The organism is Acinetobacter sichuanensis, from assembly GCF_003024515.2.
GTDB classification, from domain to species: domain Bacteria; phylum Pseudomonadota; class Gammaproteobacteria; order Pseudomonadales; family Moraxellaceae; genus Acinetobacter; species Acinetobacter sichuanensis.
The window spans coordinates 25,612-48,984 of record NZ_PYIX02000025.1; the positions used below are offsets into that span (position 1 = coordinate 25,612).

The window sequence follows — 23,373 nt, forward strand, 5'->3', positions numbered from 1 at the left end:
CACTTGTTAAATTTGCTAATATAAAACGTGATTGGCTTTATATTTTATTTCAATAAGGATTTTATCTTGCAAAATCGAAAACTTAAAATTGGAATCGTGGTGGGTGAGGTATCAGGCGATACGCTTGGGGCTAAGCTTATTCGGAGTTTTCGTGAGCAAGGCATCGATGTTGAGTTTGAGGGGATTGGCGGTCCTCAAATGATTGCAGAAGGCTTTAATAGTTATTATCCAATGGATATTTTGTCTGTGATGGGCATTGTTGAAGTTTTAAAAGATATTAAAAAATTATTTGCTGTACGTGATGGATTAGTAGAAAAGTGGAGTGAAAATCCTGTTGATATTTTTATTGGCGTCGATGCGCCAGACTTTAATTTACGTCTTTCAAAAAGTTTAAAGCAAAAAAATCTACCGATTAAAACGGTTCAGTATGTCAGTCCTTCGGTATGGGCATGGCGACAGAGTCGTGTTTATGGCATTAAAGCGAGCATCGATTTGGTGTTATGCCTATTTCCATTTGAAAAAACATTTTTTAAGAAATTTGATGTCCCTGCGGCTTTTGTTGGTCATCCTTTAGCGAGTGAATTGCCTTTACAAAATCCAATTTTAGACGCAAAGCAAGAGCTTGGTTTAGACCTAAGCGAAAAACATATTGCGTTACTACCTGGTAGTCGTCGTGGTGAAATCGAGCGCTTAGGTCCTTTGGTTTTAGATGCGGCAAAAATCATTCATGTTAAATATCCAGAATATCAATTTGTGATTCCTGCCATCAATGATTTACGTAAGCAACAAATTGAAGAACTGTTAAAAAGCTACCCAAAATCACTTACAGATCAAATTCATTTACTTGAAAATAAAGATAAAGAATCCAAAATAGGTCGACAAGTCATGAATGCCGCCAATATTGTTGCATTGGCTTCAGGTACAGCAACTTTGGAAGCTTTACTTTTACATCGTCCAATGGTGACGTTTTATAAGTTAAATTGGTTGACTTATTTTATTGCTAAATTAATGGTAAAAATTCAGTATTATTCATTGCCAAATATTATTGCAGGAAAAAAAGTGATTCAGGAATTAATCCAATCTGATGCGACACCTGAAAATTTGGCGGCTGAAATTGAAAAATTAATGAATCAGGAAACAGCGCAGATTCAAGCGATGCAGTTGATTACCATGCATAAACAGCTTTTATCTGATAATAGTGAAGATCCTGTGCAGGCGGTTTTGGGGCTTATATCGTGAGGTTTTATTTAGTGTGAGGGGAAACTTCAGAAATTTAAATAGGGTTATGTTTTTAATCTAAATCTAATTTTTTGAGTGATTAATAGCCATATGTTTTAATTGGATTTTAAATAAGTGTTTAAATTCAATGTAATATTTTTTCGAAGTGTTAAGATGTTTTAAATTTTTATACGCTACTAATCATGTTTCAGCTTTTACATTTTATTGCAATTACTGTTATTTTACTTTTTATGGTCTATTTTTTATATTTGGATCATAAAAATCAAAAAGCAAATCTTAGTTATCCAAGTCTATTGATTACAATCGGAATTGGTTTTACCTTTTTTGGTGTCGCTTTAGGCTTAATGGATTTCAATACGGATGATCCAACAGCAAGTCTAGCAACTTTGGTGAATGGGATTAAAACGGCATTTTGGGGATCCTTTACAGGAGTTTTTGCATCGATTATTTTGAAATTTCATGCATTACTCTTTTTGAAGGAAAATGATGCTGAATTAAAAGGGGATGAGCAATTAAAAATTTTTTATCAAGAACATACAACATTGGTAAATCAAACAAAGCTATTCGATAAGATTTATGAAAGTATTAATCAAAATAATAATAATTTAATTCAGGCAATTCAGGATTTTGGGGTTAATTTAGATCAAAAAAATAAAATGAATATGGCTGAAATGTTAACCTCAATTAATAGTAGCTTAAATGGTATTGAGCAAATTCAGCGTAGTACACAAGGGCATATTGCAGGTGAAATTTCAGAATTGCGAAGTGAATTTGTCATGTTCGCACAAAAACAAGCGGAAATGAACACTGATATTTTTATTCAAGCATTAGAAACGGCAATTCAACGTTTCAATGATAATTTAACAGATAGTTTAGGTGAAAATTTTAGACAACTAAATCAATCAGTTAACCGTTTGGTTGAATGGCAAGATAAATATGCAAATCAAATTGAACAACAAACAGATAAATATCATGCCATCGCTGAGCAAGTTGAACAAGTTAAAAATGCATTTTCAGACATTTTACGTAATACAGATATATTTAACTCAGCGATTCAACAAATGGAAATAGCCCTTGAATCTATTGATTATAAAAATGCTGAATTTAACCAACGTATTGAGAGTTTTTATGGTGGGTTGGATGCTAAAATTATTGATATTGAAAATACTCGACAATTAATGGAAAAAGGTTTTAATAGTCTTGAACTTCAGCTGAATCAGTCAAAGCAACTCAGTGAACAAATTTTTTCAGAAATTAATAGCTTTCTTACAGACAGTCATAATAATGCATTAAATAGTCAAAAGCAGTCATTACAACATGCCCAACAAATGCGTGAACATATGAACGTGACATTTAATCAAACACAAAAACAATTAAGCGATGGTTTATCAACAATTGAAACAAAGCTTCAGCAAACTTTAAATCAATCATTGATTACGCTTGCTCAGCAATTGGGTTCACTCTCAACTAAATTTGCACAGGATTATGAGCCAATTACTGTGAATTTAAAGCGTGTGATAGACTCGATTGATCGAGGCGTTCGATAAAATGCCTCCATTTATTCGTCAAAAAAACTCAGCAACGGATCATTGGATTAGCCTCAGTGATATCATGACGGCATTGATGATGGTCTTTTTATTGATAAGCATTATTTATATGATTCGGGTCAAAGAGTCAGTGGATATTCCTCGAATTTTTAAAGCGGATGAACAGCAACTCTATACACAGTTAGATAAAAAACTGAATGTTACATTGAAGCGTTGGGGGGCGACGCTTAGTCCTGATTTAACTGTACGTTTTTCAAATGAAGATATTTTATTTAAAGCAGGCTCTGCGGAGATGAGTACACAATTTAAGCAAGCTTTAAATGAATATTTCCCAGCTTATTTACGTTCAATTATGCAAGATAAGTATATTGAAAATATTAAAGAAATTCGAATAGAAGGGCATACTTCTAGTTTTTGGGCACAAGGTACCAATGATGAAGTTGCTTATTTGAATAATATGCAATTGTCCCAGCAACGCGCTCAGAATACATTAATTTATCTGTTACAAAGCTCGCTTTTAACTGCCTCTGAAAAACAATGGCTGAAGAAAAAATTCCGCGCAATTGGATATTCATCTGCATTGACTTTGGGCAAAAATGGACAGCCTTCTTCCACGAGTAATCCTGAAAGTCCAAGTGCTTCACAACGTGTCGAATTTAGAGTTGTCACGACTGCAGAAGATAAAATTCGGGCAGTGGCTTATGGTGTTAAACATGGAACTGATTGATTTTTTGAAGGTAGATTATTTTAATCAGCTCAGAGAAAAAATGAATGCTCCATTGCTTGATATTTCAGATTTACCATTCAGAAACGGCATTAGCTACGCAGACCTCTATGATTTACAGGATGGTGTTGAGGTTACAATTGATGATATTGAAATTGGCTCTTCAGGCTTGCTGTATTACAAAGGGGTATTGGTTACTTTAAATATTAAAGATGTACTGCAACGTCGAGAGGGACAGGCTTCTTTGCCTAAACTTCATCTTTGTGATTGTCAGAAAATTAAAGACATGAAAAATGCAGGTCGAATCCAGCGATATATCAGTTCAAATTTAAATCACCGTCAACGTGAAATTAGATTTGTATCGAATTATAGCCACAGTTCAAAAACAGAATTACATCAATTAGATGTGTGTAAATATTGTTTAGCTCAATTGCAATGGAAAGGTTACCATTCGGGAATGAGTATGAATGAGAAAAACTATATTGCTCAAAATGTAGATTTGGTTGAGTTCTATCAGGAGTTTGAACCCCAGTTTTATAAGGAACTGATAGGATTATTATTTAATCAAAATGATCAGATCGCTGTAAACCAATATCAAAAAGATTGGAAATTTATTTCATACCAATATCGAAAATCTAAAAACTGGCATTGTGAGTCTTGTGGGAAAAATTTCCAGAAAAATCATGCGGATTTACATACTCATCATATCAATGGTAATAAAGCTGATAATTCACTGAAAAATTTAAGTGCGTTATGTTATGACTGTCATGCAAATCAACCTATGCATGAACATATGAAAAATAAGACTCGGCATAATCACTTTTAAAAACAACCGCCGAAAATAGGCGGTTGTTTTTATTGATATTTAAAGTAAGTGACTATTCCGCCCGAACTTTAACCTCATAACCCGTGTATTTACGAATATTGATCACACCTGTGTCCATAATCAGATATTGACCTTTAATGCCTTGAAGCTTGCCGCGGATAATCGGAGTTTTATCCAGATTATGTGATTTAATCTTTTCAGGATATAGATCTACAGGGTAGACAAATTCACGTGGTAATTCATTGTCCAACAATTCAATGCCTTCATTAAACTCAAGATTTTGTGCAAATTCATCACGAATAGTTTGAATTTTTGGTGCAAATTCTTCAATCAATTCATTTTTAATTTCTATCAGATTAATTGGATCAGCTTCACCTTTGAGTAACTTGCGCCAATCTGTTTTATCTGCAACCTGAGTTCCAAACATCACTTCAAGTTGCCCCGACAGACGACGTGAACCTACTTTCATGATTGGTAAGGCTTGAGTCGCACCTTGATCGAGCCAGCGTGTTGGCATTTGCCCAAGACGAGTGATTCCGACTTTTAAGGCACTCGAATTTGCTAAATAAACAATGTGTGGCTGAAAACAAACTTCATGGGCAAAACTGTCTTCACGACATGTTCCCAAGTGATAATGACAAGTTTCTGGCTTCATGATACACATATCACAAGATGCTTTAGTCTTCATGCATTTAAAGCAATGTCCTTGAGAATAAGACTTCGGCGTTTTAGATCCACAAGAAACACAGTAAATATTACCTGTTGCTTCGATTTCTATCTCTTGCCCTAAAACAAAAGGGAGATCAATTTCTGTGCGATCTAATATAAATTTATATTCAACATTTGCCTTATGTGTTTGCTGATCAGTTACACTAAGGTCTTTAAGACCTGCATGCATTTTATGGCAAATGCCTTGTAGTTCCATGTTTCGTTACTCACTTCAATAAAGGTGCAGTTATGGCTCAGCAAAATGTCATTACTTCTATGCTAGACGATTTATCGCATGAACAGCCTATTCAAACTGCAGTGTGTATTGGGCAAAATTTAGCGCAATACAATACAAATCATTCAATTCAATGGACGTATTTTAACGTATCTGATTTTTTAAATCTGCCTTTTACACAGCGATATGATTTAGGTTTTGTATTCTTTGATACAGATCAAATGCTAGATGTATCAGATCAACATAAATCACAATTATTAGTGAAGTTACGTGATTTGTTAGCAAAGCGCATCGTTGTTGCTTGTAAACTTAAAGATGAACAATTATTAAGAGCTTTAGGTTTTACTCAGCTGATTGATAAAACTGCTCATGAAAATGACTTTGCGTTGTGGCAATTTAATATTCTGACTTATAAACATGTACCAGACTGGTTTAATTCTAAGTTTTGGGCAAATCCTGAAAACTGGAATAAATTTCGTTGGTAATTTAAAAAAATTATAAAAGTATGATCAAATATGAAAGCTGAACTTTGTATTTGGTCATTATTTTCAACTTGGTTTTAATCTTAATATTCTAAATCCAATCATTTTATCTTTAAAACCATCATGATTAAAAAATGAAAATGGCAATCCATGCCATGCAGAAAGTCATTCTAAAAATCTTGCAAAAACATAACAATTGTTTTTTGGCAATTCACAAAAAGCACAGTATTCTAAATTAGACTTCATAATAGTAATTAGGAAAAATGATGACTAATTTAAGCAATATTGTAGAAATTTTAGCAAAACAAGCATTGGGTGGTGGGCAGCAGCAATCTCAACAAGGGGGACTTGGTGGGATTTTAGGTTCAGTACTTGGCAGTTTAGGTGGACAGCAACAACAGCAGTCTCAACAAAGCGGCTTAGGAGGCGTTCTAGGTTCAGTTTTAGGTGGGTTAACAGGTGGGCAGCAACAAGCGCCACAAACTCAGCAGAGTGGTTTTAATGCACAATCTTTATTAATTGCAGTTGTACCATTGGTATTGGCGTGGATTCAAAAAAATGGTGGTTTACAAGGTGCTTTAGATCAACTTAAAGGACAAGGTTTAACGAGCCAAGTTGACGATTGGGTTTCGACGAGTGAAGGTGCAAATGCAAGTGTAAACCAACAGCAAGTACAAAATTTATTTGATCAAAATGATGTAGAACAGGTTGCGCAACAAGCACAAGTACCTACACAAGATGTATATAGTGCAATTTCTTCTGTATTGCCTGAAATTATTGATTCACTGACACCACAAGCAGGTCAAACTGATCATAATGAAGCCAATAATGATATTCAAAATGTTCTAAATCTAGTTTCAGGATTCTTAAAATAATTTATATAAAGCTATATTTTTAAGCTAAATCAAAGTGTTATTTTTTTGTTTTAACACTTTGATTTTAAATAAAAAGGTGTAATGTGTAGCTTGAAAATGGAATGACACACAATATTTATAAATGAAAAATATAAAATTTATAGGAGGTATTTATCAATAAAACCTTAAGTTTTTACACACTTTTCAACGATTCCTAAGTCAAAAGTATTTCTTAAAAATCGGCAACATAGTACTGCATCTCATCGTACACGTTTGACTGTAAACGTGAATTATTTTTAGATCATTGGTTTATTGAAACTCGATTTATAGCTTAAGAAATATCAAGTCACACAACATCAGAAGTAAGACAGTCAAAACTCAAATACAGGGCTACATTTTATCCATACCGTATAGAGGACATCTATATGCAAAATAAGGAAATCCTATGAGTGATACACATGTTTACCATCCCCATGAAAAACGAAATCGTGTTATGTCGATTGTGGGGGCGGCATCAGGTAATCTCGTTGAATGGTTTGATTTTTATATCTATGCCGCATTTGCTGTTTATTTTACCCATGCTTTAACTGCACCAGACATGAGCGATTCTGCAAAAGCAATCTATGTCTGGGGTGTCTTTGCTGCCAGTTTTTTTATGCGTCCTATAGGAAGTTGGTTGTTTGGTCGCATTGGAGATAAATATGGACGTAAAAAATCTATGGTCATTTCCATCACCTTAATGGCGATTAGTTCATTTTTATTTGCGTGTTTACCAAGTTATGACCAAGTGGGCATGGTAGCGCCATTTTTATTGTTGGCTGTACGTTTGTTGCAAGGTTTATCTGTAGGTGGCGAATATGGCACAGTTGCTACTTATATGAGTGAAGTTGCACTGAAAGGGCAACGTGGTTTTTATTCTTCTTTTCAATATGTCACTTTAGCAGGTGGGCAATTATTGGCAAGTTTACTGGGAGTCATTATGTTGGCATTAATGACCAAAGAAGAACTTATGAACGGTGGTTGGCGTATTCCTTTTGTGATTGGTGGTGTGGTTGCGATTTTATCCTTTTTTGCTCGTCGTCATTTAAAAGAGACATTGTCGAAAGATGACAGTCAAAGAGAGGGTTCTGGTACATTAGCAGAATTGTTGAAAAATAATTTAAGAACCTTCTTATTGGTGGTTGGCTATACTTCGGCAGGCTCGTTAAGTTTTTATGTAATTACAGTTTATTCAAAAACTTATATTACGAGTCTTGGTTTTGAGGACAGAATTGTTGGTTATATGATGACCATTGCATTGTTTGTCTTTATGTGTGCTCAGCCATTTTTTGGCATGTTGGCAGACCGTATAGGACGACGTGCTTCCATGATGATTTTTAGCGTGAGTTGTGCGGTATTTATCTATCCTGTCATGGTGATCTTAATGCCAAGTTTTAGTGGTTCACCTGTTATGGTGACATTATTGCTGATTTTTTTAATGTTATTACTGAGTTTTTATACGTCAATCAGTGGCTTAGTCAAAGCTGAAATGTTTCCATCGCATATTCGTGCTTTAGGTGTGGGTTTTGCTTATGCTGTCGGAAATGCTATTTTTGGTGGTTCAGCGCCCGCAGTTGCATTGAAGTTTAAAGATTTGGGGCATGAAAATACATTTTTTGTTTATGTAGTTGTCATGCTTATTATCTGTTTATTTTGTAGTATGCAATTACCAAAACAGCCAAAATATCTACATCATGATGTTTAAGTTTAATGATGTTTAAATTTATTTGAATGAGAAAAAACCGAATTCAGTTGTTCGGTTTTTTTATATTTAAAATGATCAAAATGTTTTTAGCATCCAAATTTCACAAGCATGGCTGTGTCCAGTATTTCCTTTCGGTGTAGGTAAATGTTGAAAACCTAATTTTTCGTAGAGTTGGACTGCTTGATGTAGTTGTTTTGTGGTTTCTAAATAACACGCATAAAAACCTTGTTGTTGTGTAAAAGAAAAAGCGTGTTCTAAGATGTTTTTAGCAAAACCAAAACCACGTACTTCAGGAAGAAAATACATTTTTTGGATTTCTAAGATAGATTTATCACCTTTTAAAGGGGCTAAACCACCACCTCCAAAAATCTGCCCAGATTCATTTTCAATGACCCAGTATTGACTATTTGCAGCAGAATAAACTGCAAAAAGCTGATCTAACACTGGATCCGCAACAGCAAAACCTGATTCGGGAGCTAAACCAAACTCTTTGGAAACTTCACGTATAATTTGAGCGAGTTGGGCATTATCTTGAGGTTGTATTTTGCGTAATGAGTACATAATTTTATGAGATAAATAAAATAAAAAGATGGATTTTTATAATACGATCTCTCGTATAAATCCACCTTTTTACACTAGAAAGGTTAGTTTAAAAGAACTATTTCAATTCACTTGATGATTTTCCAAGTTCACGACGAGCAATAATCAATTGTTGAATTTGCTGTGTGCCTTCAAAAATATCTAAAATTTTAGAATCACGTGCCCATTTTTCTAAAAGTTCATCTTCGTTATAACCCACACTTGCAGCAAGTTCGACACATTTTAAGGTGATTTCATTGCCTACACGTCCAGCTTTTGCTTTTGCGATAGAAGCTTCACGTGAATTTGGTTTTTTATTGTCTGCCATCCATGCTGCTTTAAGCATCAGCAAACGAGCTGCTTCCCATTCAGCTTCCATACGATAAATTTGTGCTGCAATATTAGAAGATTGTAAATAAGGTGTCGTATAGTCAGCATCAAGTTGATCTTGAAATATTTCTTTTATACGTTCTAAAGAAGCTTTTGCACAACCAATTGCCATTGCGGCAACGAGAGGGCGCGTATTATCAAAAGTTTCCATCACCCCAGCAAAACCTTTGGCAACATCGATTTCAGCATTACCCAGTAAGTTTGCCGCAGGAACACGACAGTCAATGAAGCTAATGGCTGCTGTGTCAGAGGCTTTGATGCCAAGTTTGTGTTCAAGGCGTTCAACTTTCATACCTGCTGTTCCTTTCGGTACAACAAAAGACTTAATTGCAGCACGACCGAGCTTTTTGTCTAAAGTTGCCCAAACAACGACAGAATCTGCACGTTCACCAGAGGTCACAAAAATTTTTTCACCATTTAAAATATAGTCATCACCATCTTTGGTTGCAGTCGTACGAATGGCAGCAGAGTCAGAACCACAGCCTGGTTCTGTGATCGCCATCGCTGCCCAAGTCCCTTTAAAGCGTTCAAGTTGTTCATCGTTAGCAACAGCCGCAATCGCAGAATTGCCTAAACCTTGACGTGGCATAGATAATAATAAACCTGTATCGCCATAGCACATTTCAATAATGCCTAGAGCAGTGGACATATTGGTACCATTTTTATTGCTATTGTCCTGATCACCACGTTTATTGATGGCTGCACCTGCATTTAAACCATCACCGCCATCATTCATGCCATCAAGTAAAGATGCAAGCATATCTAACTCTTTTGGATAGGCATGTTCTGCTTTATCATATTTACGAGAAATAGGGCGTAAGACGTTCAATGCAGTTTCATGTGCTTGATCAATCAACATTTTAAATTTTTTAGGATTTTGTAAGTTCATGATGATTTTCCTGAGTTATTGTTGATTAAGCATGTAAGCCAGACTGTAAAATTGCGGTAGCACGTAAGTCGCGATACCAACGCTCAACAGGATGCTCTTTGGTAAAACCATGACCACCTAAAATTTGTACACCATTTGTCCCAATTTGCATTGACTTTTCAGCACATAAAAGATGTGCTAAATAAGCTTCACGGTGAAATGGTTTTCCTGCTTCTGCAAGGCTAGCCGCGTTGAGAACCAGCATACGCATTGCATCAATTTCAATCGCCATATCTGCAATCATAAAAGCGACGCTTTGACGGTGTGAAATTGGCTCACCAAAAGCTGTACGTTCATTGGCATATTGCACACAATAGTTTTTCACTGCTTCACACGTGCCGACAGCTAAAGCGCACCACATTAAATTACCCAAATCTAAAAAGGCAGTGTAATTAAAGTCATCATCACCTAAACGTAAGGCAGGAGTTTTATTAAAGTTTAATGTGACGGTTTCAGTGCCTTTCAAACCCATAGCAGGAGTTTTTTTGTAACTTATGCTGGCATCACGTTTAACAATAAAAACATCTGGTTGACCTTTGAAGTCAGCACTCACAATGAAAATTTCAGCAGTTTCGCCCAATAAAACCAGTGTTTTTTCTCCATCAATGGTAAATTGTCCATTTTGAGATATTGCTTTAGTTTTTAAACGATAAGGATTAAAAGCAGGTGTTGCTTCTTGTACTGCAAAAGTTGCTTGAAGAGATGGGTCTTCTGCAAAAGCAGGTAAATAAGTAGATTGAGTTTGTGCTGAACCCCAAAGCGTAATGGCGTTGATTGTACTGAAAGTAGAAAGTAAGCCCGCAGCCAATGAAAAATCACCTTTGGCTAAGCTTTCTGCAATTAACACATTACTTAAAATATTTTGTTCAGTCGCAACACCACCTAAAGCTTCTGGCAAAGCATAATAATTAATCCCCAAGTCAAGGCTGTGTTGCCATAATTCTTGTGGAAATTTTTCATTTTGATCAGCTTGGTGAGCAAGGGGATAAAGGACTTCAGATGCAAACTGTGACATTGCATCGACAGTCATTTGCTGTTCTTCAGTTAAATTTAAGTCAAATAAACTTTTATTTTGTGTAGGTAAGCGCTGTTTATTGACTTCAGGGCTTGATTTAAACGCTTTTTGTGAAGCTGAGAGCGTTTTAAATCCAACTTTAGACCCCTGATACAATGATTTTTCAACAAATTTACGAAGTTTTAATTGGTCTAATAATTCGCTTCCCGCAATTTTTGTAATGAGATTTAAGCCCAAGCCTTGAGCTTTATTTACCATGTTGGTCATTTGAATACCTAGTTTTTTGTGGTGGTATACAAACTATCCTGACATGCCATTTTATAAAAAACTATGTCAAAGCTGACGAAGTAGAGTGAAGTAGATAAGTGGAAATAGATAAAAATATTTTAATTTAAGTGTTTGTATTTTATTGTTATTTTACTTATATAAAAACCAACAAATGTTGGGTATTGACTAAAATGACATTTTTGAAAAATTTGCCATTTTAGTCGTCTAGCCCGATTTTATATAAAAGGAGTGATCATTTTGCGGACATTGGTCTTCGCCTCTATGACTGTCATAAAGGTATAAGCACCAATAAATTTACGGCTAATAAACATAAATTCTTTAGGTGGAACACTGAAATAACGCGATGCCATAGATTTAGAGGCTTGCTGCATTACACGACTATGTAATAAGCTTTTTTTCCAATCATAACGATTATGTTCATCCATAACGCCTTTAGGTAAATCATGATTGTTGATAGGCGAACTAAATGCTTCTGTCGCCAATAAAAATACTTTTGCCATATCTGGTTTAATACTTGCAGGCATGCCATCAAAAAACTCATAACCAGTCATAGCATCAACCATTGCATTTGCATCATGGTTGTAACCTGCTTTGATCAGATTGCGTGCAACTTGCAGAAGTTGAGCATCAAACTGACGAATTGCACCGAAGTCCAGTAAAATAATTTTATCTTTAATATCTTCGCCGTTGCCCAAACGTACTAAATAATTACCAAAATTTGGATCAGTTTGCATTTCACCCCATTCAAAGATTTCACGCACGGCAATTTCTAAAGAAGCTTCACCTAAAGCATTACGACGCTCTTGTGGTAAAGACAACATCACAGGGCTGTTAATTGGTACACCGCGTTCAAAAGTCATACATAAAACGCGGTCTGTGCAGTAGTCATTAATGATTTGAGGTACAGCATAACGTGCATCGTTTTGTAGTCGCTCAGCAAAACGGCGTGTGGTTGCCGCTTCAACATGATAATCAACTTCTCGATGCATCATGTCACGTACTTCATCAAACCATTGATCAAATTCACGAGTTTGCGGCACCATTCGTGTGAGTTTGAGCATGTTTTTAAATAAGCTCATATCTGAATCAATCGCTTCAGCCACACCAGGATATTGGATTTTTAAAACAAGTTCTAAGCCATCAGATTTACGAGTAGCGCGGTGAACTTGTGCTAAAGATGCAGTACCAATCGGTTCATGATCAATAGTTAAGTCATCGAGTTGTGAACCTAGCTGACTCACTAATTGTTCTTTTATTGCAGGCCAAGCCAAAGCAACAGTTTGATTATTTAAGGTATTTAAAGCTTGTGTGATTTCTTCAGGTAGAAAATGTTCACCATATAGGGCCATCATTTGTCCAATTTTGACAATTGAACCTTTAAGCTTGCCTATTTCAGAAACTAAATATTCAGCTTGCTCTTTCATTGCTTTTTTACGTTTCTTTTCTTTTGCTTCTTCACTTGAAAAGATTGAACTTGCACTTGAAGCAGCCCAACGAGATCCTGCTAACAAAGAGGCTTTGGCAATTGATAAGCGTCTGTCCATGGAAGATGTTTTTAACTGTTTAAGCTTATCGTTCTGATCTGACATGAAGATTAAATCCTTAAAGTAAGCGATTGAGCATACAACATAGTGTGCAACATATTACATGCTATCCACGTATTAAAATAGTTTTACCTGACCAATATTGTATGTTTTCAATACAATATATGTGATATTAAACACCGCATGTAAATTCAAACTTTATATTTACATACGATATTGGATTTTGAGTGTTTCATGTTGCATTAAACGTACCTTATTCTCGTGAATATATTGCGTGATCATACTTTGGATGGCACTGTGACTAAAACCTAAAGCATAACCTTTAATGATGATAATGCTCGGTAAACTAAAGAAAAAATATTTTACATCTTCTAGAGTTGGTGCATTAAATACACCATGTTCAGCTAAAATATTCTGTAAAAATAACTTTTCTAATTGGACAGAATCTGTCTCTGTGTCGTTCCAGAAATTCTGACGCATTGCCATTAGGTTATTGTGTTTATAACTCATTTAAACTTGCCAAGCCGATGATTTATATTTATAGATGGAGGAGAAATTGCTAAAAATCAAGTTTAAATTTGAGCCTATTGTCATATAAATGCAAATTATTCGTGTTAAAACAAAGAAAAGTTAAAGGTATTTTCTTGATGAGCGAATTAAATTTAAAAACATTAAATGACATGATTGAAGATTTTAAAAAAGCAGGTAAAAACCCAGATAAATTAGAAATTGGTTATAAAACCTATACTCGTTTAATTGGGCAAGATAAATTTTTTGATCAAGTAACGAAATCTGATGATAGTTTAACGCGTTTTTATCGAGGGATAAAAATTAAGCTAGTCGCTGAAAAACATTTTTTAGCTGTAAAATAGTTTTTATATGTATGATCTTAGACATTCCTATTTCTGATCTATTCTAATTTTGCTTTGCAATTTTTTCCAAGTATTTTAAGATGTGTTTTTTATTCAATAATAAATATTTTAAAATACAGTTCTTTGGGGGCAATGATGAAATTAGCTGTTTGGGGATGGGGCGTTGGTATATTGCTCGGTGCAATGTCTGTGAGTCATGCAATGGGATATAGTGCAGAATATTTGAATTGTATGAGCCAAACACAAGATTCAACCGCACAGGCTGCATTGTGTATGAAGGCGGAACTTAAACAACAAACGAAACGTTATGAATATTTTGCCGATATTCATGTTAAAGCTTTGGCTAAAGAAAAACGTAAAGAACAAGAAAAAGTCAATAAAAACTGGCTCACCTTCCGTGATGAACAATGTTTAATAAACAATGTAAAACTTTCTGTTGGACATGCAAGTAAATATTATTTTTGTGCAATGAAAAAAACACAAGCTCAGGCAGATCTGCTAGAAAAACAAGCATACAAATATCGCTGATTTTTATACATCGCTTGATAAAGCATTATAAATGTAAACAAAACAAGGTATCATTAAGCAGTTTTAATATTTTGACCTTGGAGAGACCTTAAGTGGATCGACCGACTATTAGCGCTGAACATTTACAAGAAGCTGCTGAAAACCTCGTAACAATTCGTGATTTTATTCGTTTTGGGGTGACAGCATTACGTCAATATGATGCACATTTAGGTCAGGGTACAGAAGATTATTTTGCAGAAAGTTCTGCATTGGTTTTACAAACCATGTCGCTAGAGTGGAATGCGGACGCTGAAATTTTAGATGCTAAATTATTGCCAAGCGAAAAGGCTGAATTTTTAAGCTTATTAGAACGTCGTATTAATGAAAAAGTACCGACTTCTTACTTGTTGAATTTAGCTTATTTTGATGGCAAACCTTACTATGTCGATGAGCGTGTACTTATTCCACGTTCACCGATTGCTGAATTGATTCAAAATCGTTTTGCACCATATTATTTGGATGAAAATGGTCAAGCTCGTGAAGGCGTCAACAATTTACCTGAAAATACCAATCCGAAAACGCCACAACGTATTTTAGATATGTGTACAGGTTCAGGTTGTATTGCCATTGCATTGGCGTATGCATTCCCAGACTCAGAAGTTGATGCGACGGATATTTCTAAAGAGGCTTTAGAAGTAGCTTCAATTAATACTGAACATCATAATAAGCAATACCAAGTTGCACTGCTTGAATCAGACTTATTTGCTAAAATTCCTGCTGAAAATCAATATGATTTGATCGTGTCTAATCCGCCTTATGTAGATGCGGAAGATATGGCTGATTTACCTGAAGAGTTTCATCATGAACCAGAACTTGCACTTGCAGCAGGTCAAGATGGTTTAGATTTAGTTCGTAAAATGTTGGCTCAGGCGGCTGATTACTTAACGGAAGATGGTTTGATTGTCATTGAAGTAGGTAACTCTGAATGGGCAATGAAGCAAAACTTTAATACCATTGATTTCTATTGGTTACAGTTCCAAAAAGGCGGTTCAGGTATTTTTGCGTTAACCGCTGAACAATGTCGTACTTTCCGTGATTTATTTATTCAATCCATTCAAGCTTAAGGAGTCATAAGCGTGGCAGGTAATAGTATTGGACAACTTTTCCGTGTAACGACTTGTGGTGAATCTCACGGCGTAGGTTTGATGGCGATTGTAGATGGTGTGCCACCAGGCTTAGAACTTTCTGCTGAAGACTTACAAAAAGATTTAGACCGCCGCAAACCTGGAACGTCTAAGTTTGCGACCCAACGTAAAGAACCTGATGAAGTAGAAATCATTTCAGGGGTTTTTGAAGGTAAAACGACAGGTACACCAATTGGTTTACTCATTCGTAATACTGACCAAAAATCGAAAGACTACGGCAATATTGCTCAAACTTTCCGTCCTGGTCATGCAGATTATACCTATACCCATAAATACGGTTTCCGTGATTATCGTGGTGGTGGTCGTTCAAGCGCGCGTGAAACTGCTATGCGCGTTGCGGCGGGTGCAATTGCCAAGAAATTCCTTGCTGAAAAATTCGGTATTTTGGTTCGTGGGCATGTGACTCAGATTGGAACAGAAGTTGCTGAAAAACTGGATTGGAATGAAGTCCCAAACAACCCATTTTTTTGTGGTGATGTAGATGCTGTGCCACGTTTCGAAGCGTTAGTGACTTCTTTACGTGAACAAGGCACAAGTTGCGGTGCAAAGCTTGAAATCCTTGCTGAAAATGTTCCTGTGGGTTGGGGCGAGCCTGTATTTGATCGTTTAGATGCAGATATTGCGCATGCTATGATGGGAATCAACGCGGTCAAAGGTGTTGAAATCGGCGATGGTTTTGCTGTAGCTGGTCAGTTTGGTCATGAAAGCCGTGATGAATTAACCACAGATGGCTTCCTTGCAAATCATGCAGGTGGGATTTTAGGTGGGATTTCTTCAGGTCAAACGATACGTGTTGCCATTGCTTTAAAACCAACAGCATCAATTACAACATCGGGTAAAACCATTAGTATAGATCGTGAAGATACAGATGTATTGACCAAAGGTCGCCATGATCCTTGTGTGGGTGTACGTGCGACACCAATTGCTGAAGCGATGTTAGCCATTGTTTTGATGGATCACTTCATGCGTCATCGTGCACAAAATGCTGATGTGATCGCACCATTTAAACCGATTGAGCCTAAATGATTTGATCAGTATCTAAGTGTAAAAAAACCAGACTTCGAGTCTGGTTTTTTTATTTCAATCTATAAATAACTTATTGAGGCAGTTGACCTGTATAACCTTTTAAGAACGTTAAATATGCAGAAGATTGCTGACCATCTGCTTTTAATATAGAACGCTCAATATCACCTTGATCTGTAATAAGTTTAAGTGAAATTTCTTTACCATTGCGGAAAGAATTTAAGAAGCTTACAGGAACAATAATCGAGTTTGAAGAAATTTGTTCATTATACTGAGTCGCATTAATTGTTGAATAAGTATAAGGTTGCCCATCCACTAAAAACTCAAATTGTTTAATATCATATTTTGTTGGGTTATTAATTTCAGCGACAATTTTAAAACCATCACGTTTTTCATCATTCCAACGCATTGCAAGTTCAGGGCAAATTTCGCCAGTCTCACAAATTAATGGTCCTTTAGTCACAACTCGTTCAGGATAAGAACCTGCACAACCTGTGAATAATGCAACTGTAGCCACTAAAGCCAATTGAAGTTTCATAAATTTACCCATCTTCATATGATTGTTATATCTCTGTAGAGAATATGTTAAATTTAACGCTTTCATGCTGAAAAGTGAACAATTCTCAGCAAATTTGCCGTTTTAAATTGTATTAAAGTTCGCATATTTGTTATTGAATAAGATTAAGAATTTCTTTTGCAACAAATTCTGTTAATTGTTGCAATTTACTTTCAGGACTTCCATTTATCAGATACTGAAAATGATATTTTTGATTAAAAGCATAAATGCAGATAAAAAAAGTACCAACAGGCTTTGCTATAGACTCACTGCCTCCGTGTTTTAATAGTCCAGTACAACCGATGATGAGATCTGCTTGCTCAAATAAAACTTTACCTTGCACCGCCATTGCGGTGGTAACTTCTATAGATTCTGCACTATATTTTTCGATAAGTAGTGGATCTATATGTAATATTTTAACTTTAATGGAAGGGTCATAACTGACCAAGCCACCCAATAAAATATTTGCACCACGATCTTTATAAATGGAAAACTGTGCAGTTAAATGTCCTGAACTTGCACTTTCAATAAAGGCTATTTTTAGATTTTTGGATTGAAGCTCAGCACAACATTTTGTTAAATACATAAGATTTTACTTTTATTTCAATTATTGAAATATAAAAATAGATGAATGAGAGAACTTTATCATGAATTGGGGACTGTGAGTATCATAATCGAGCTATGAATAAATTGTGAATTTTACAGTGAATGATCATTTTAAAATTTTGAAGCAACTATGTGTAAATGATCATTCGCGGAAATAGTAAACAATTTACGCTATAAAGTCCTTTATTGTTCTTCAAAAGCTGTTATAACTAAAAATAAAGGGCATGAAAATAGGGAGTAGCTTATGAAAACCACCGTTAAATATGTAGTTTTGAAGAGTAAAGATTATCAGCTTGGTACGCCACTATTTGAAGAAAATTTAGAAGCAGGTAGCCAATACTTTGATCAAATTCCGAATATCATTCAATATCAGCATCATGACTTTAAAGTAAAATCTAAAGAGTTAATACGTAAACAAATTTTTGATGATTTTGAAGAAACACAAACGATTCTGGTGAAGGTTATTGCAATCAATTAAGATTTGTATATTTTATATCAGCCAAAAGCCTGCAAAAGCAGGCTTTTATCACAACAAGTTTTTATTCTTTAACAATTAAAACAGGCAATGTTGTTTGTCCTAATACATCTTGAGCAAAACTACCGAGGAAGAATTTTTTAAAGCCTCGACGACCATGTGAACCCATAACAATTAAGTCAATATTCAACTTTTCAGCGGTTTCAATAATTGTTTCCGATGAAACATAACCTTTGACCACTTGGGTTTGAATGCTTATACCTTCTGCTGTTGCAAGTTGTGTGACGTGATCAAGAGCTTTGAGTGCATTTTTATTGGCTTCTTCTAAATATTCTTTCATCATTGACGCATTATAATAAAAATCTGCGCCTGAAAATGGATCTTCTGCGACTAAACTAATAGCAGTGAGTTGGCAATTAAATGCTTTTGCGATAGAAATCGCTTGTTGTGCAGCAGAATAGGAAATTTGAGAACCATCTACTGGAACTAAAATATGTTGGTAAGCCATTTAAATTTCTCCGTTATCGTTATTTCTTGATTTATTAAATAATTAACACATAAATTAAAGCACGCCAATCCTGTATTTACACTTTTAAAAATTAATTTAAAATTAATGTGAAACAGCATGCAAATTTTAAAGTAAAAGAGAAAATATTCTATTGTTTAACGATCAAAACAGGAACAAAACTTTCACCTAATACTTCTTGGGCTACGCTGCCTAAAACAAATTTTTTTAATCCTTTACGCCCATGAGAACCCATAATAATTAAGTCCGCACCAATTTCATTTAAGGTATTTAAAATCCCTGTAGCAGGTGACACCTCACGTACAATTTTAGTGTTAACCTGTTGTATACCATGAACTAAAAGTGTTTCTTTTACTTCATTGATACGCGCTTGTGCATTTTTTTCAGCAGCAAGTACATATTCAGTAATTGAAGGTGCAATTTGATAAAAATCTACACCTATCATAGGATCAAGTGCTAATACGCTAATCACCGTAATTTTAGAGCCAAATTTGAGGGCAATTTCTTCAGCATGTTGTAATGCTGCATAAGAAATAGGGGATTCATCCATTGGGACAAGAATATGTTCATATGACATGGTGACTCTCCTAAAGTATCAGATAAATTTTTCAAAAAATGAGTGAATAATAAATATACTCATCCTAGTTATAGCTTAAAATGAAAGCATATTCACTAGGATTTTTCACAAAAATCAGAATTGATCTTTTGGTTATATTTTACTTTTTATTGATTTATTTTTTTATTCGTATGATGATTTTATTTGTGTGATATATTTGGCATTAATATAAAAATGTATCTTAAAAATAGTGAGGAGAATATGATTTTTGATCGAATTAATAATAAGGCATTTAGAGTAAAGTTTCGTTTAAGTAATCGTTCTTAAATTTGATTCTAAACAAATTTGATTACGACCTTTTTCTTTTGCTTGATATAAAGCATGATCTGCACGATTAATTAATTGTTGAAATGGTAAGGCATAAGGAAGTTTTTCAAAACTTAGGCCAATACTGACACTAATATAAATTTGTTCACCATTATCCAAAGCTGTAGGGGTGGATTGAATAATTTCACGTATTCTTTCTGCGATTATAATACTCTGATTTAAATTGACATTTTTCAATAAAATAGCAAATTCTTCACCACCTAATCGACCAAATAAATCATCTTCTCTTAAAATATTTTTTATTCTTTGTGTAAAGGTTTTAAGTACGATATCACCATTATAATGACCATGTTGATCATTAATCTTTTTAAAATGATCAAGATCTAATAATAAAACCGTAATGGTTTTTTCGGTTTGTATTTTTGTGGTTGAACCAACAACATCTTCACTTTGCTCATAGAAAAATCGTCGATTCATAACTGTTGTTAAACTATCATGATTTGCAAGATATAAAATCTGCTGATAAAGTTTTTGACGGTTTAAACTAATAATTGCCAATGTAAGTGGTCCAAGAGCTAACATAAATAAACCCATTCGGATTGAAATAGAGGTCGCTAAAAAAGCATTAGACGATTGATGAATGTAAAATTCGCTTAAGGTATTATTAAGCAACATGCAAACGACACAATTAATTAATGCAATAAAAAACAAATTATAAGTTAATGATGCCCAAACTAATGCAGCAATGGGGAACATGAGTGCCCCTGGACCGATAAAAAAATGCGTTAAACTGACCGAAATAATGACAGCAATAAGAGGAAGAAAAATCTGAAATGGCAGTCCTTTGAGTTTGATGTTTTGTATCACATCATGGAAGGTTTGTTTGTCAGGTATTGCCAATAAAATAGGTAAAAATGCAATCATATTTAAAATTTCACCTGACCACCACATTCCAAAATCAATCCAGACACGCTCAAGGGTCATAAATGTATTATCGATATAAGGTAATGTGAGTGCAGCAAAAGCAGGGCTAGCGAGGCAACCTCCAATCGAGCATAAAATAAATAAATATAAAAAAGTCAGTCCCTTATTGTATTCTTTATAGTTGAGTTTAAATAAGGTAATTAAGGATAAAGAAACCAAAGGGTTCAATAAATTTGCAATGGTCAGTAACAGAGTAATGAGAAATGTATTGCCAGTGAGTAGATCTGCAAGCATAAAAGCAGTAAATGCGCCTGTCCAACCTCCTAAATTATTCAGCGATTTAAAGCGAAGAAATAAGCCTAAAAGTGCGGCATTTGCAGGCCAGCAAATCGAAAGGAAAAATAAAGGGCGTGCCAAAATACCAAATAAGGCGCAAATGAAGACGATGCTTGCAACAATCAGAAAAGCATTAACTTGTTGTTTGACACTATGTTGAAATGTTTGAGTAAATACAGACAATTCAGGACCCTATAATATCAAAAGTGTATAGCTACACATTTATTTTATGGAATTGTTAAGTTTGAATAAAGTATTTCATAGAAATCTTAATTTTCCTATACATATTCAATATTTTGTTGTAGCAAAACACATTTTTTTTGAGGTTGAACTAAATGAAGAATTTTTTTTAAAAGATTGTTCATATATGGTTATTTTTACATGCATTATTAGCAAAATATGTTAGTTTAAATGTAAATAAATTGTGGTACGCTTTCGGATATGAAGAAAACATTATTATTAATTCCTTTATTGATTTGCACATCAAATTTTACTTTTGCTGAGACGAATTCAACAGCACCTGTTGCCGCAAGTCAAGTGATTACTCCCTTAGCTGCAAATACAATTCGTATTTCAACGCGTCCTGAGATTTTAGGATTATGGGGAATGGAAATTCCAAATAATAAAAAATGTGTAGAGTATTACAATTTTCGTGGTGGCAATGAAGTCGTGGTCAATAGCGGTAAAGAATGGTCAATCGGTTTATTTGATTATCAACCGTCTCCAGATAATACAAAAGAAAAGCTACCTGCTTTAATTATGCAGATTAAATATGAAAATAATCAGGTAGATTGCTCTGGTTATCAAGAAAATCAGGCGGGTGAGGTTTCTCAGTATTTTGTACGTTGGAAAAATGAAAATACCATTAAGTTCTGTGCATCTGAAAAAGAAGATAAATGCTTTGCAACCTTAAATCGTGTTTTACCTTAACAGATAGCAATAAAAAACCTCTTGGATTCAAGAGGTTTTTTATTTACTTACTCAAAAGTTAAGCATCATTTTCATGACCTTGTACTTGTTTAAGTAAATGTTTTTCAAGGTAATGAATGTCCATTGCTTGTTCACAAAACTTTTTATCTTGTAAGATTAAGTCTTTATGTAAAGGAATATTGGTTTTAATTCCAGTCAGAATAATCTCATCAAGTGCTTGTTTCATGCGTGCAATCGCGGTATCACGATCTTTACCATGAGAAATGAGTTTTGCAATCATTGAGTCATAATAAGGTGGAATGTTATATCCTTGATAGATATGAGAATCTAAGCGGATACCTGCACCACCTGGTGCATAGAAGCTTTCAATTTTACCTGGTGATGGTAAAAATGATGAAGGATCTTCTGCATTAATACGACATTCAATAGCATGACCTTGTACATGAATATCTTCTTGTTGAAGATTTAGACCAAGACCTGCTGCAATGCGTAATTGTTGTTCAATAATATCAATGCCTGTCACCATTTCAGAAACAGGATGCTCTACTTGAACACGAGTATTCATTTCAATAAAGAAGAACTCACCATCTTCAAATAAAAACTCGAAAGTACCTGCACCACGATATTGCATAAGTTTACATGCAGTGACACAAGCTTCAAGAATATGAGCACGTGCTTCTTCAGGTAAACCAGGTGCTGGTGCTTCTTCAAGCACTTTTTGATGACGGCGTTGTAAAGAGCAGTCGCGGTCATACAGATGTACAGCGTGACCATTACCATCAGCTAAAATTTGCACTTCAACATGACGTGGCTTTTGTAAAAAGCGTTCCATGTAAACGGTATCGTCACCAAACCACATTTCAGCATCACGCTGAGCAGCTTGAACAGATTCGAGTAGGGTATCTACACGCTCTACAATACGCATACCACGACCACCACCGCCAGATGCTGCTTTTACGATGAGTGGAAAACCAATTTCTTTCGCTTCAGCAAGCGCATTATTTGGTGTCACTGCATGAGCAGAACCTGGTACGGTTGGAACACCTGCTTTACGCATTGCCATAATTGCAGAAACTTTATTCCCCATTAGGCGAATATGTTCGGGACGAGGTCCAATGAAAATGAACCCAGAACTTTCAACGATTTCAGCAAATTCAGCATTTTCAGACAAGAATCCATAACCAGGATGGATCGCATCTGCGCCTGTAATCTCTGCGGCAGTAATAATCGCAGGGATATTTAAGTAGCTTTCACTACTCGCACCTGGACCAATACATACAGCTTCATCTACAAAACGTAAATGCATCAAGTCTTTGTCAGCATCAGAGTAGATACCAACGGTTTTGATTCCTAAAGTTTTACAAGCACGAGTGATGCGAAGCGCAATCTCACCTCGGTTTGCAATTAAAACTTTTTGCAACATATCA

At 35.0% G+C, this 23,373-nt stretch carries 25 protein-coding genes; 13 read left to right on the forward strand and 12 right to left on the reverse strand.

The window, feature by feature from the left end; all coding sequences use genetic code 11:
- The first annotated feature begins 66 nt into the window (after window positions 1-66).
- The 4 genes from lpxB (at window position 67) to C9E89_RS14200 (ending at window position 4,336) form a co-directional block, all read left to right on the forward strand.
- On the forward strand, window positions 67-1,239 hold the full coding sequence (gene lpxB / locus C9E89_RS14185) for a lipid-A-disaccharide synthase (protein ID WP_107009012.1): 1,173 nt from the start codon (window positions 67-69) through the stop codon (window positions 1,237-1,239).
- Between the two features lie 182 nt (window positions 1,240-1,421).
- On the forward strand, window positions 1,422-2,786 hold the full coding sequence (locus tag C9E89_RS14190) for a coiled-coil domain-containing protein (protein ID WP_107009011.1): 1,365 nt from the start codon (window positions 1,422-1,424) through the stop codon (window positions 2,784-2,786).
- Between the two features lies 1 nt (window position 2,787).
- Window positions 2,788-3,513, forward strand: a complete 726-nt coding sequence (locus tag C9E89_RS14195) for an OmpA/MotB family protein (RefSeq protein WP_107009010.1) — start codon at window positions 2,788-2,790, stop codon at window positions 3,511-3,513.
- Window positions 3,500-4,336, forward strand: a complete 837-nt coding sequence (locus tag C9E89_RS14200; RefSeq protein ID WP_107009009.1) for an HNH endonuclease — start codon at window positions 3,500-3,502, stop codon at window positions 4,334-4,336. Before C9E89_RS14195 ends, C9E89_RS14200 begins: the two co-directional genes overlap by 14 nt.
- 52 nt (window positions 4,337-4,388) lie before the next feature.
- Here the strand turns inward: C9E89_RS14200 and C9E89_RS14205 are convergent, their stop codons facing one another.
- A complete protein-coding gene (locus C9E89_RS14205; protein WP_107009008.1) occupies window positions 4,389-5,261 on the reverse strand; it encodes a DUF2797 domain-containing protein in 873 nt (290 codons plus the stop codon).
- A 32-nt stretch (window positions 5,262-5,293) separates the two neighbouring features.
- Between C9E89_RS14205 and C9E89_RS14210 the strand changes: the two genes are divergently transcribed.
- From C9E89_RS14210 to C9E89_RS14220, 3 genes are all read left to right on the forward strand, one after another.
- Window positions 5,294-5,764: a DUF6231 family protein gene (locus C9E89_RS14210; RefSeq protein WP_107009007.1), complete on the forward strand. Its 471-nt coding sequence runs from the start codon at window positions 5,294-5,296 to the stop codon at window positions 5,762-5,764.
- Between the two features lie 263 nt (window positions 5,765-6,027).
- Window positions 6,028-6,636 (forward strand): YidB family protein, encoded by a 609-nt coding sequence (locus tag C9E89_RS14215; protein ID WP_107009006.1) that lies wholly within the window; start codon window positions 6,028-6,030, stop codon window positions 6,634-6,636.
- Between the two features lie 424 nt (window positions 6,637-7,060).
- Window positions 7,061-8,359 carry an MFS transporter gene (locus C9E89_RS14220; RefSeq protein ID WP_107009005.1) on the forward strand — a complete coding sequence of 433 codons (1,299 nt, stop codon included), beginning with the start codon at window positions 7,061-7,063 and terminating at the stop codon, window positions 8,357-8,359.
- Between the two features lie 75 nt (window positions 8,360-8,434).
- Here the strand turns inward: C9E89_RS14220 and C9E89_RS14225 are convergent, their stop codons facing one another.
- The 5 genes from C9E89_RS14225 to C9E89_RS14245 all read right to left on the reverse strand — a co-directional run bounded on the left by C9E89_RS14225 (window position 8,435) and on the right by C9E89_RS14245 (window position 13,613).
- Window positions 8,435-8,920: a GNAT family N-acetyltransferase gene (locus C9E89_RS14225; protein ID WP_107009004.1), complete on the reverse strand. Its 486-nt coding sequence runs from the start codon at window positions 8,918-8,920 to the stop codon at window positions 8,435-8,437.
- Between the two features lie 97 nt (window positions 8,921-9,017).
- The gene (locus tag C9E89_RS14230) at window positions 9,018-10,217 is read right to left on the reverse strand and encodes an acyl-CoA dehydrogenase family protein (RefSeq protein ID WP_107009003.1); all 1,200 of its coding nucleotides are present in this window, start codon (window positions 10,215-10,217) and stop codon (window positions 9,018-9,020) included.
- Between the two features lie 25 nt (window positions 10,218-10,242).
- On the reverse strand, window positions 10,243-11,529 hold the full coding sequence (locus C9E89_RS14235) for an acyl-CoA dehydrogenase family protein (protein WP_171405138.1): 1,287 nt from the start codon (window positions 11,527-11,529) through the stop codon (window positions 10,243-10,245).
- Between the two features lie 245 nt (window positions 11,530-11,774).
- Window positions 11,775-13,148, reverse strand: a complete 1,374-nt coding sequence (locus C9E89_RS14240; RefSeq protein WP_107009001.1) for an ABC1 kinase family protein — start codon at window positions 13,146-13,148, stop codon at window positions 11,775-11,777.
- Between the two features lie 159 nt (window positions 13,149-13,307).
- Window positions 13,308-13,613, reverse strand: a complete 306-nt coding sequence (locus C9E89_RS14245; protein ID WP_107009000.1) for a hypothetical protein — start codon at window positions 13,611-13,613, stop codon at window positions 13,308-13,310.
- A gap of 137 nt (window positions 13,614-13,750) precedes the next feature.
- On the opposite strand from C9E89_RS14245, the gene C9E89_RS14250 reads away from it, so the two are divergent.
- From C9E89_RS14250 to aroC, 4 genes are all read left to right on the forward strand, one after another.
- Window positions 13,751-13,975 carry a hypothetical protein gene (locus tag C9E89_RS14250; protein WP_107009039.1) on the forward strand — a complete coding sequence of 75 codons (225 nt, stop codon included), beginning with the start codon at window positions 13,751-13,753 and terminating at the stop codon, window positions 13,973-13,975.
- 135 nt (window positions 13,976-14,110) lie between these two features.
- The gene (locus C9E89_RS14255) at window positions 14,111-14,503 is read left to right on the forward strand and encodes a hypothetical protein (protein WP_107008999.1); all 393 of its coding nucleotides are present in this window, start codon (window positions 14,111-14,113) and stop codon (window positions 14,501-14,503) included.
- 92 nt (window positions 14,504-14,595) lie between these two features.
- Window positions 14,596-15,606 (forward strand): 50S ribosomal protein L3 N(5)-glutamine methyltransferase, encoded by a 1,011-nt coding sequence (gene prmB, locus C9E89_RS14260; protein ID WP_107008998.1) that lies wholly within the window; start codon window positions 14,596-14,598, stop codon window positions 15,604-15,606.
- A 12-nt stretch (window positions 15,607-15,618) separates the two neighbouring features.
- Entirely contained in the window at window positions 15,619-16,713 is a 1,095-nt protein-coding gene (gene aroC, locus C9E89_RS14265; RefSeq protein WP_107008997.1) for a chorismate synthase, read from the forward strand.
- Between the two features lie 70 nt (window positions 16,714-16,783).
- Here the strand turns inward: aroC and C9E89_RS14270 are convergent, their stop codons facing one another.
- Window positions 16,784-17,248, reverse strand: a complete 465-nt coding sequence (locus C9E89_RS14270) for a hypothetical protein (protein WP_107008996.1) — start codon at window positions 17,246-17,248, stop codon at window positions 16,784-16,786.
- A gap of 130 nt (window positions 17,249-17,378) precedes the next feature.
- On the reverse strand, window positions 17,379-17,852 hold the full coding sequence (locus C9E89_RS14275) for a CinA family protein (protein WP_107008995.1): 474 nt from the start codon (window positions 17,850-17,852) through the stop codon (window positions 17,379-17,381).
- A 264-nt stretch (window positions 17,853-18,116) separates the two neighbouring features.
- On the opposite strand from C9E89_RS14275, the gene C9E89_RS14280 reads away from it, so the two are divergent.
- Entirely contained in the window at window positions 18,117-18,350 is a 234-nt protein-coding gene (locus tag C9E89_RS14280; RefSeq protein WP_107008994.1) for a hypothetical protein, read from the forward strand.
- Window positions 18,351-18,411: 61 nt separating this feature from the next.
- Here the strand turns inward: C9E89_RS14280 and C9E89_RS14285 are convergent, their stop codons facing one another.
- The 3 genes from C9E89_RS14285 to C9E89_RS14295 form a co-directional block, all read right to left on the reverse strand.
- The gene (locus C9E89_RS14285; RefSeq protein WP_107008993.1) at window positions 18,412-18,855 is read right to left on the reverse strand and encodes a universal stress protein; all 444 of its coding nucleotides are present in this window, start codon (window positions 18,853-18,855) and stop codon (window positions 18,412-18,414) included.
- Window positions 18,856-19,003: 148 nt separating this feature from the next.
- On the reverse strand, window positions 19,004-19,450 hold the full coding sequence (locus C9E89_RS14290; protein WP_107008992.1) for a universal stress protein: 447 nt from the start codon (window positions 19,448-19,450) through the stop codon (window positions 19,004-19,006).
- Between the two features lie 288 nt (window positions 19,451-19,738).
- Window positions 19,739-21,199, reverse strand: coding sequence for a sensor domain-containing diguanylate cyclase (locus tag C9E89_RS14295; RefSeq protein WP_107008991.1), 1,461 nt, complete (start codon window positions 21,197-21,199; stop codon window positions 19,739-19,741).
- A gap of 258 nt (window positions 21,200-21,457) precedes the next feature.
- On the opposite strand from C9E89_RS14295, the gene C9E89_RS14300 reads away from it, so the two are divergent.
- Window positions 21,458-21,946 (forward strand): hypothetical protein, encoded by a 489-nt coding sequence (locus C9E89_RS14300; RefSeq protein ID WP_107008990.1) that lies wholly within the window; start codon window positions 21,458-21,460, stop codon window positions 21,944-21,946.
- Window positions 21,947-22,004: 58 nt separating this feature from the next.
- Here C9E89_RS14300 and accC read toward each other — a convergent pair whose 3' ends face one another.
- Complete coding sequence (gene accC, locus C9E89_RS14305) at window positions 22,005-23,369, reverse strand: acetyl-CoA carboxylase biotin carboxylase subunit (RefSeq protein WP_107008989.1); 1,365 nt, start codon at window positions 23,367-23,369, stop codon at window positions 22,005-22,007.
- Between the last annotated feature and the right edge of the window lie 4 nt (window positions 23,370-23,373).

Coding starts and splice junctions, on each gene's coding strand:
- C9E89_RS14210 (WP_107009007.1), top strand. CDS start 5,294: ATGGCTCAGCAAAATGTCATTACTTCTATGCTAGACGATTTATCGCAT.
- C9E89_RS14205 (WP_107009008.1), bottom strand. CDS start 5,261: ATGGAACTACAAGGCATTTGCCATAAAATGCATGCAGGTCTTAAAGAC.
- C9E89_RS14215 (WP_107009006.1), top strand. CDS start 6,028: ATGACTAATTTAAGCAATATTGTAGAAATTTTAGCAAAACAAGCATTG.
- C9E89_RS14230 (WP_107009003.1), bottom strand. CDS start 10,217: ATGAACTTACAAAATCCTAAAAAATTTAAAATGTTGATTGATCAAGCA.
- C9E89_RS14280 (WP_107008994.1), top strand. CDS start 18,117: ATGAAAACCACCGTTAAATATGTAGTTTTGAAGAGTAAAGATTATCAG.
- C9E89_RS14245 (WP_107009000.1), bottom strand. CDS start 13,613: ATGAGTTATAAACACAATAACCTAATGGCAATGCGTCAGAATTTCTGG.
- accC (WP_107008989.1), bottom strand. CDS start 23,369: ATGTTGCAAAAAGTTTTAATTGCAAACCGAGGTGAGATTGCGCTTCGC.
- C9E89_RS14270 (WP_107008996.1), bottom strand. CDS start 17,248: ATGAAACTTCAATTGGCTTTAGTGGCTACAGTTGCATTATTCACAGGT.
- C9E89_RS14220 (WP_107009005.1), top strand. CDS start 7,061: ATGAGTGATACACATGTTTACCATCCCCATGAAAAACGAAATCGTGTT.
- C9E89_RS14195 (WP_107009010.1), top strand. CDS start 2,788: ATGCCTCCATTTATTCGTCAAAAAAACTCAGCAACGGATCATTGGATT.
- C9E89_RS14240 (WP_107009001.1), bottom strand. CDS start 13,148: ATGTCAGATCAGAACGATAAGCTTAAACAGTTAAAAACATCTTCCATG.
- C9E89_RS14235 (WP_171405138.1), bottom strand. CDS start 11,529: ATGGTAAATAAAGCTCAAGGCTTGGGCTTAAATCTCATTACAAAAATT.
- C9E89_RS14275 (WP_107008995.1), bottom strand. CDS start 17,852: ATGTATTTAACAAAATGTTGTGCTGAGCTTCAATCCAAAAATCTAAAA.
- C9E89_RS14225 (WP_107009004.1), bottom strand. CDS start 8,920: ATGTACTCATTACGCAAAATACAACCTCAAGATAATGCCCAACTCGCT.
- C9E89_RS14190 (WP_107009011.1), top strand. CDS start 1,422: ATGTTTCAGCTTTTACATTTTATTGCAATTACTGTTATTTTACTTTTT.
- C9E89_RS14200 (WP_107009009.1), top strand. CDS start 3,500: ATGGAACTGATTGATTTTTTGAAGGTAGATTATTTTAATCAGCTCAGA.
- C9E89_RS14285 (WP_107008993.1), bottom strand. CDS start 18,855: ATGGCTTACCAACATATTTTAGTTCCAGTAGATGGTTCTCAAATTTCC.
- C9E89_RS14255 (WP_107008999.1), top strand. CDS start 14,111: ATGAAATTAGCTGTTTGGGGATGGGGCGTTGGTATATTGCTCGGTGCA.
- C9E89_RS14290 (WP_107008992.1), bottom strand. CDS start 19,450: ATGTCATATGAACATATTCTTGTCCCAATGGATGAATCCCCTATTTCT.
- C9E89_RS14300 (WP_107008990.1), top strand. CDS start 21,458: ATGAAGAAAACATTATTATTAATTCCTTTATTGATTTGCACATCAAAT.
- C9E89_RS14250 (WP_107009039.1), top strand. CDS start 13,751: ATGAGCGAATTAAATTTAAAAACATTAAATGACATGATTGAAGATTTT.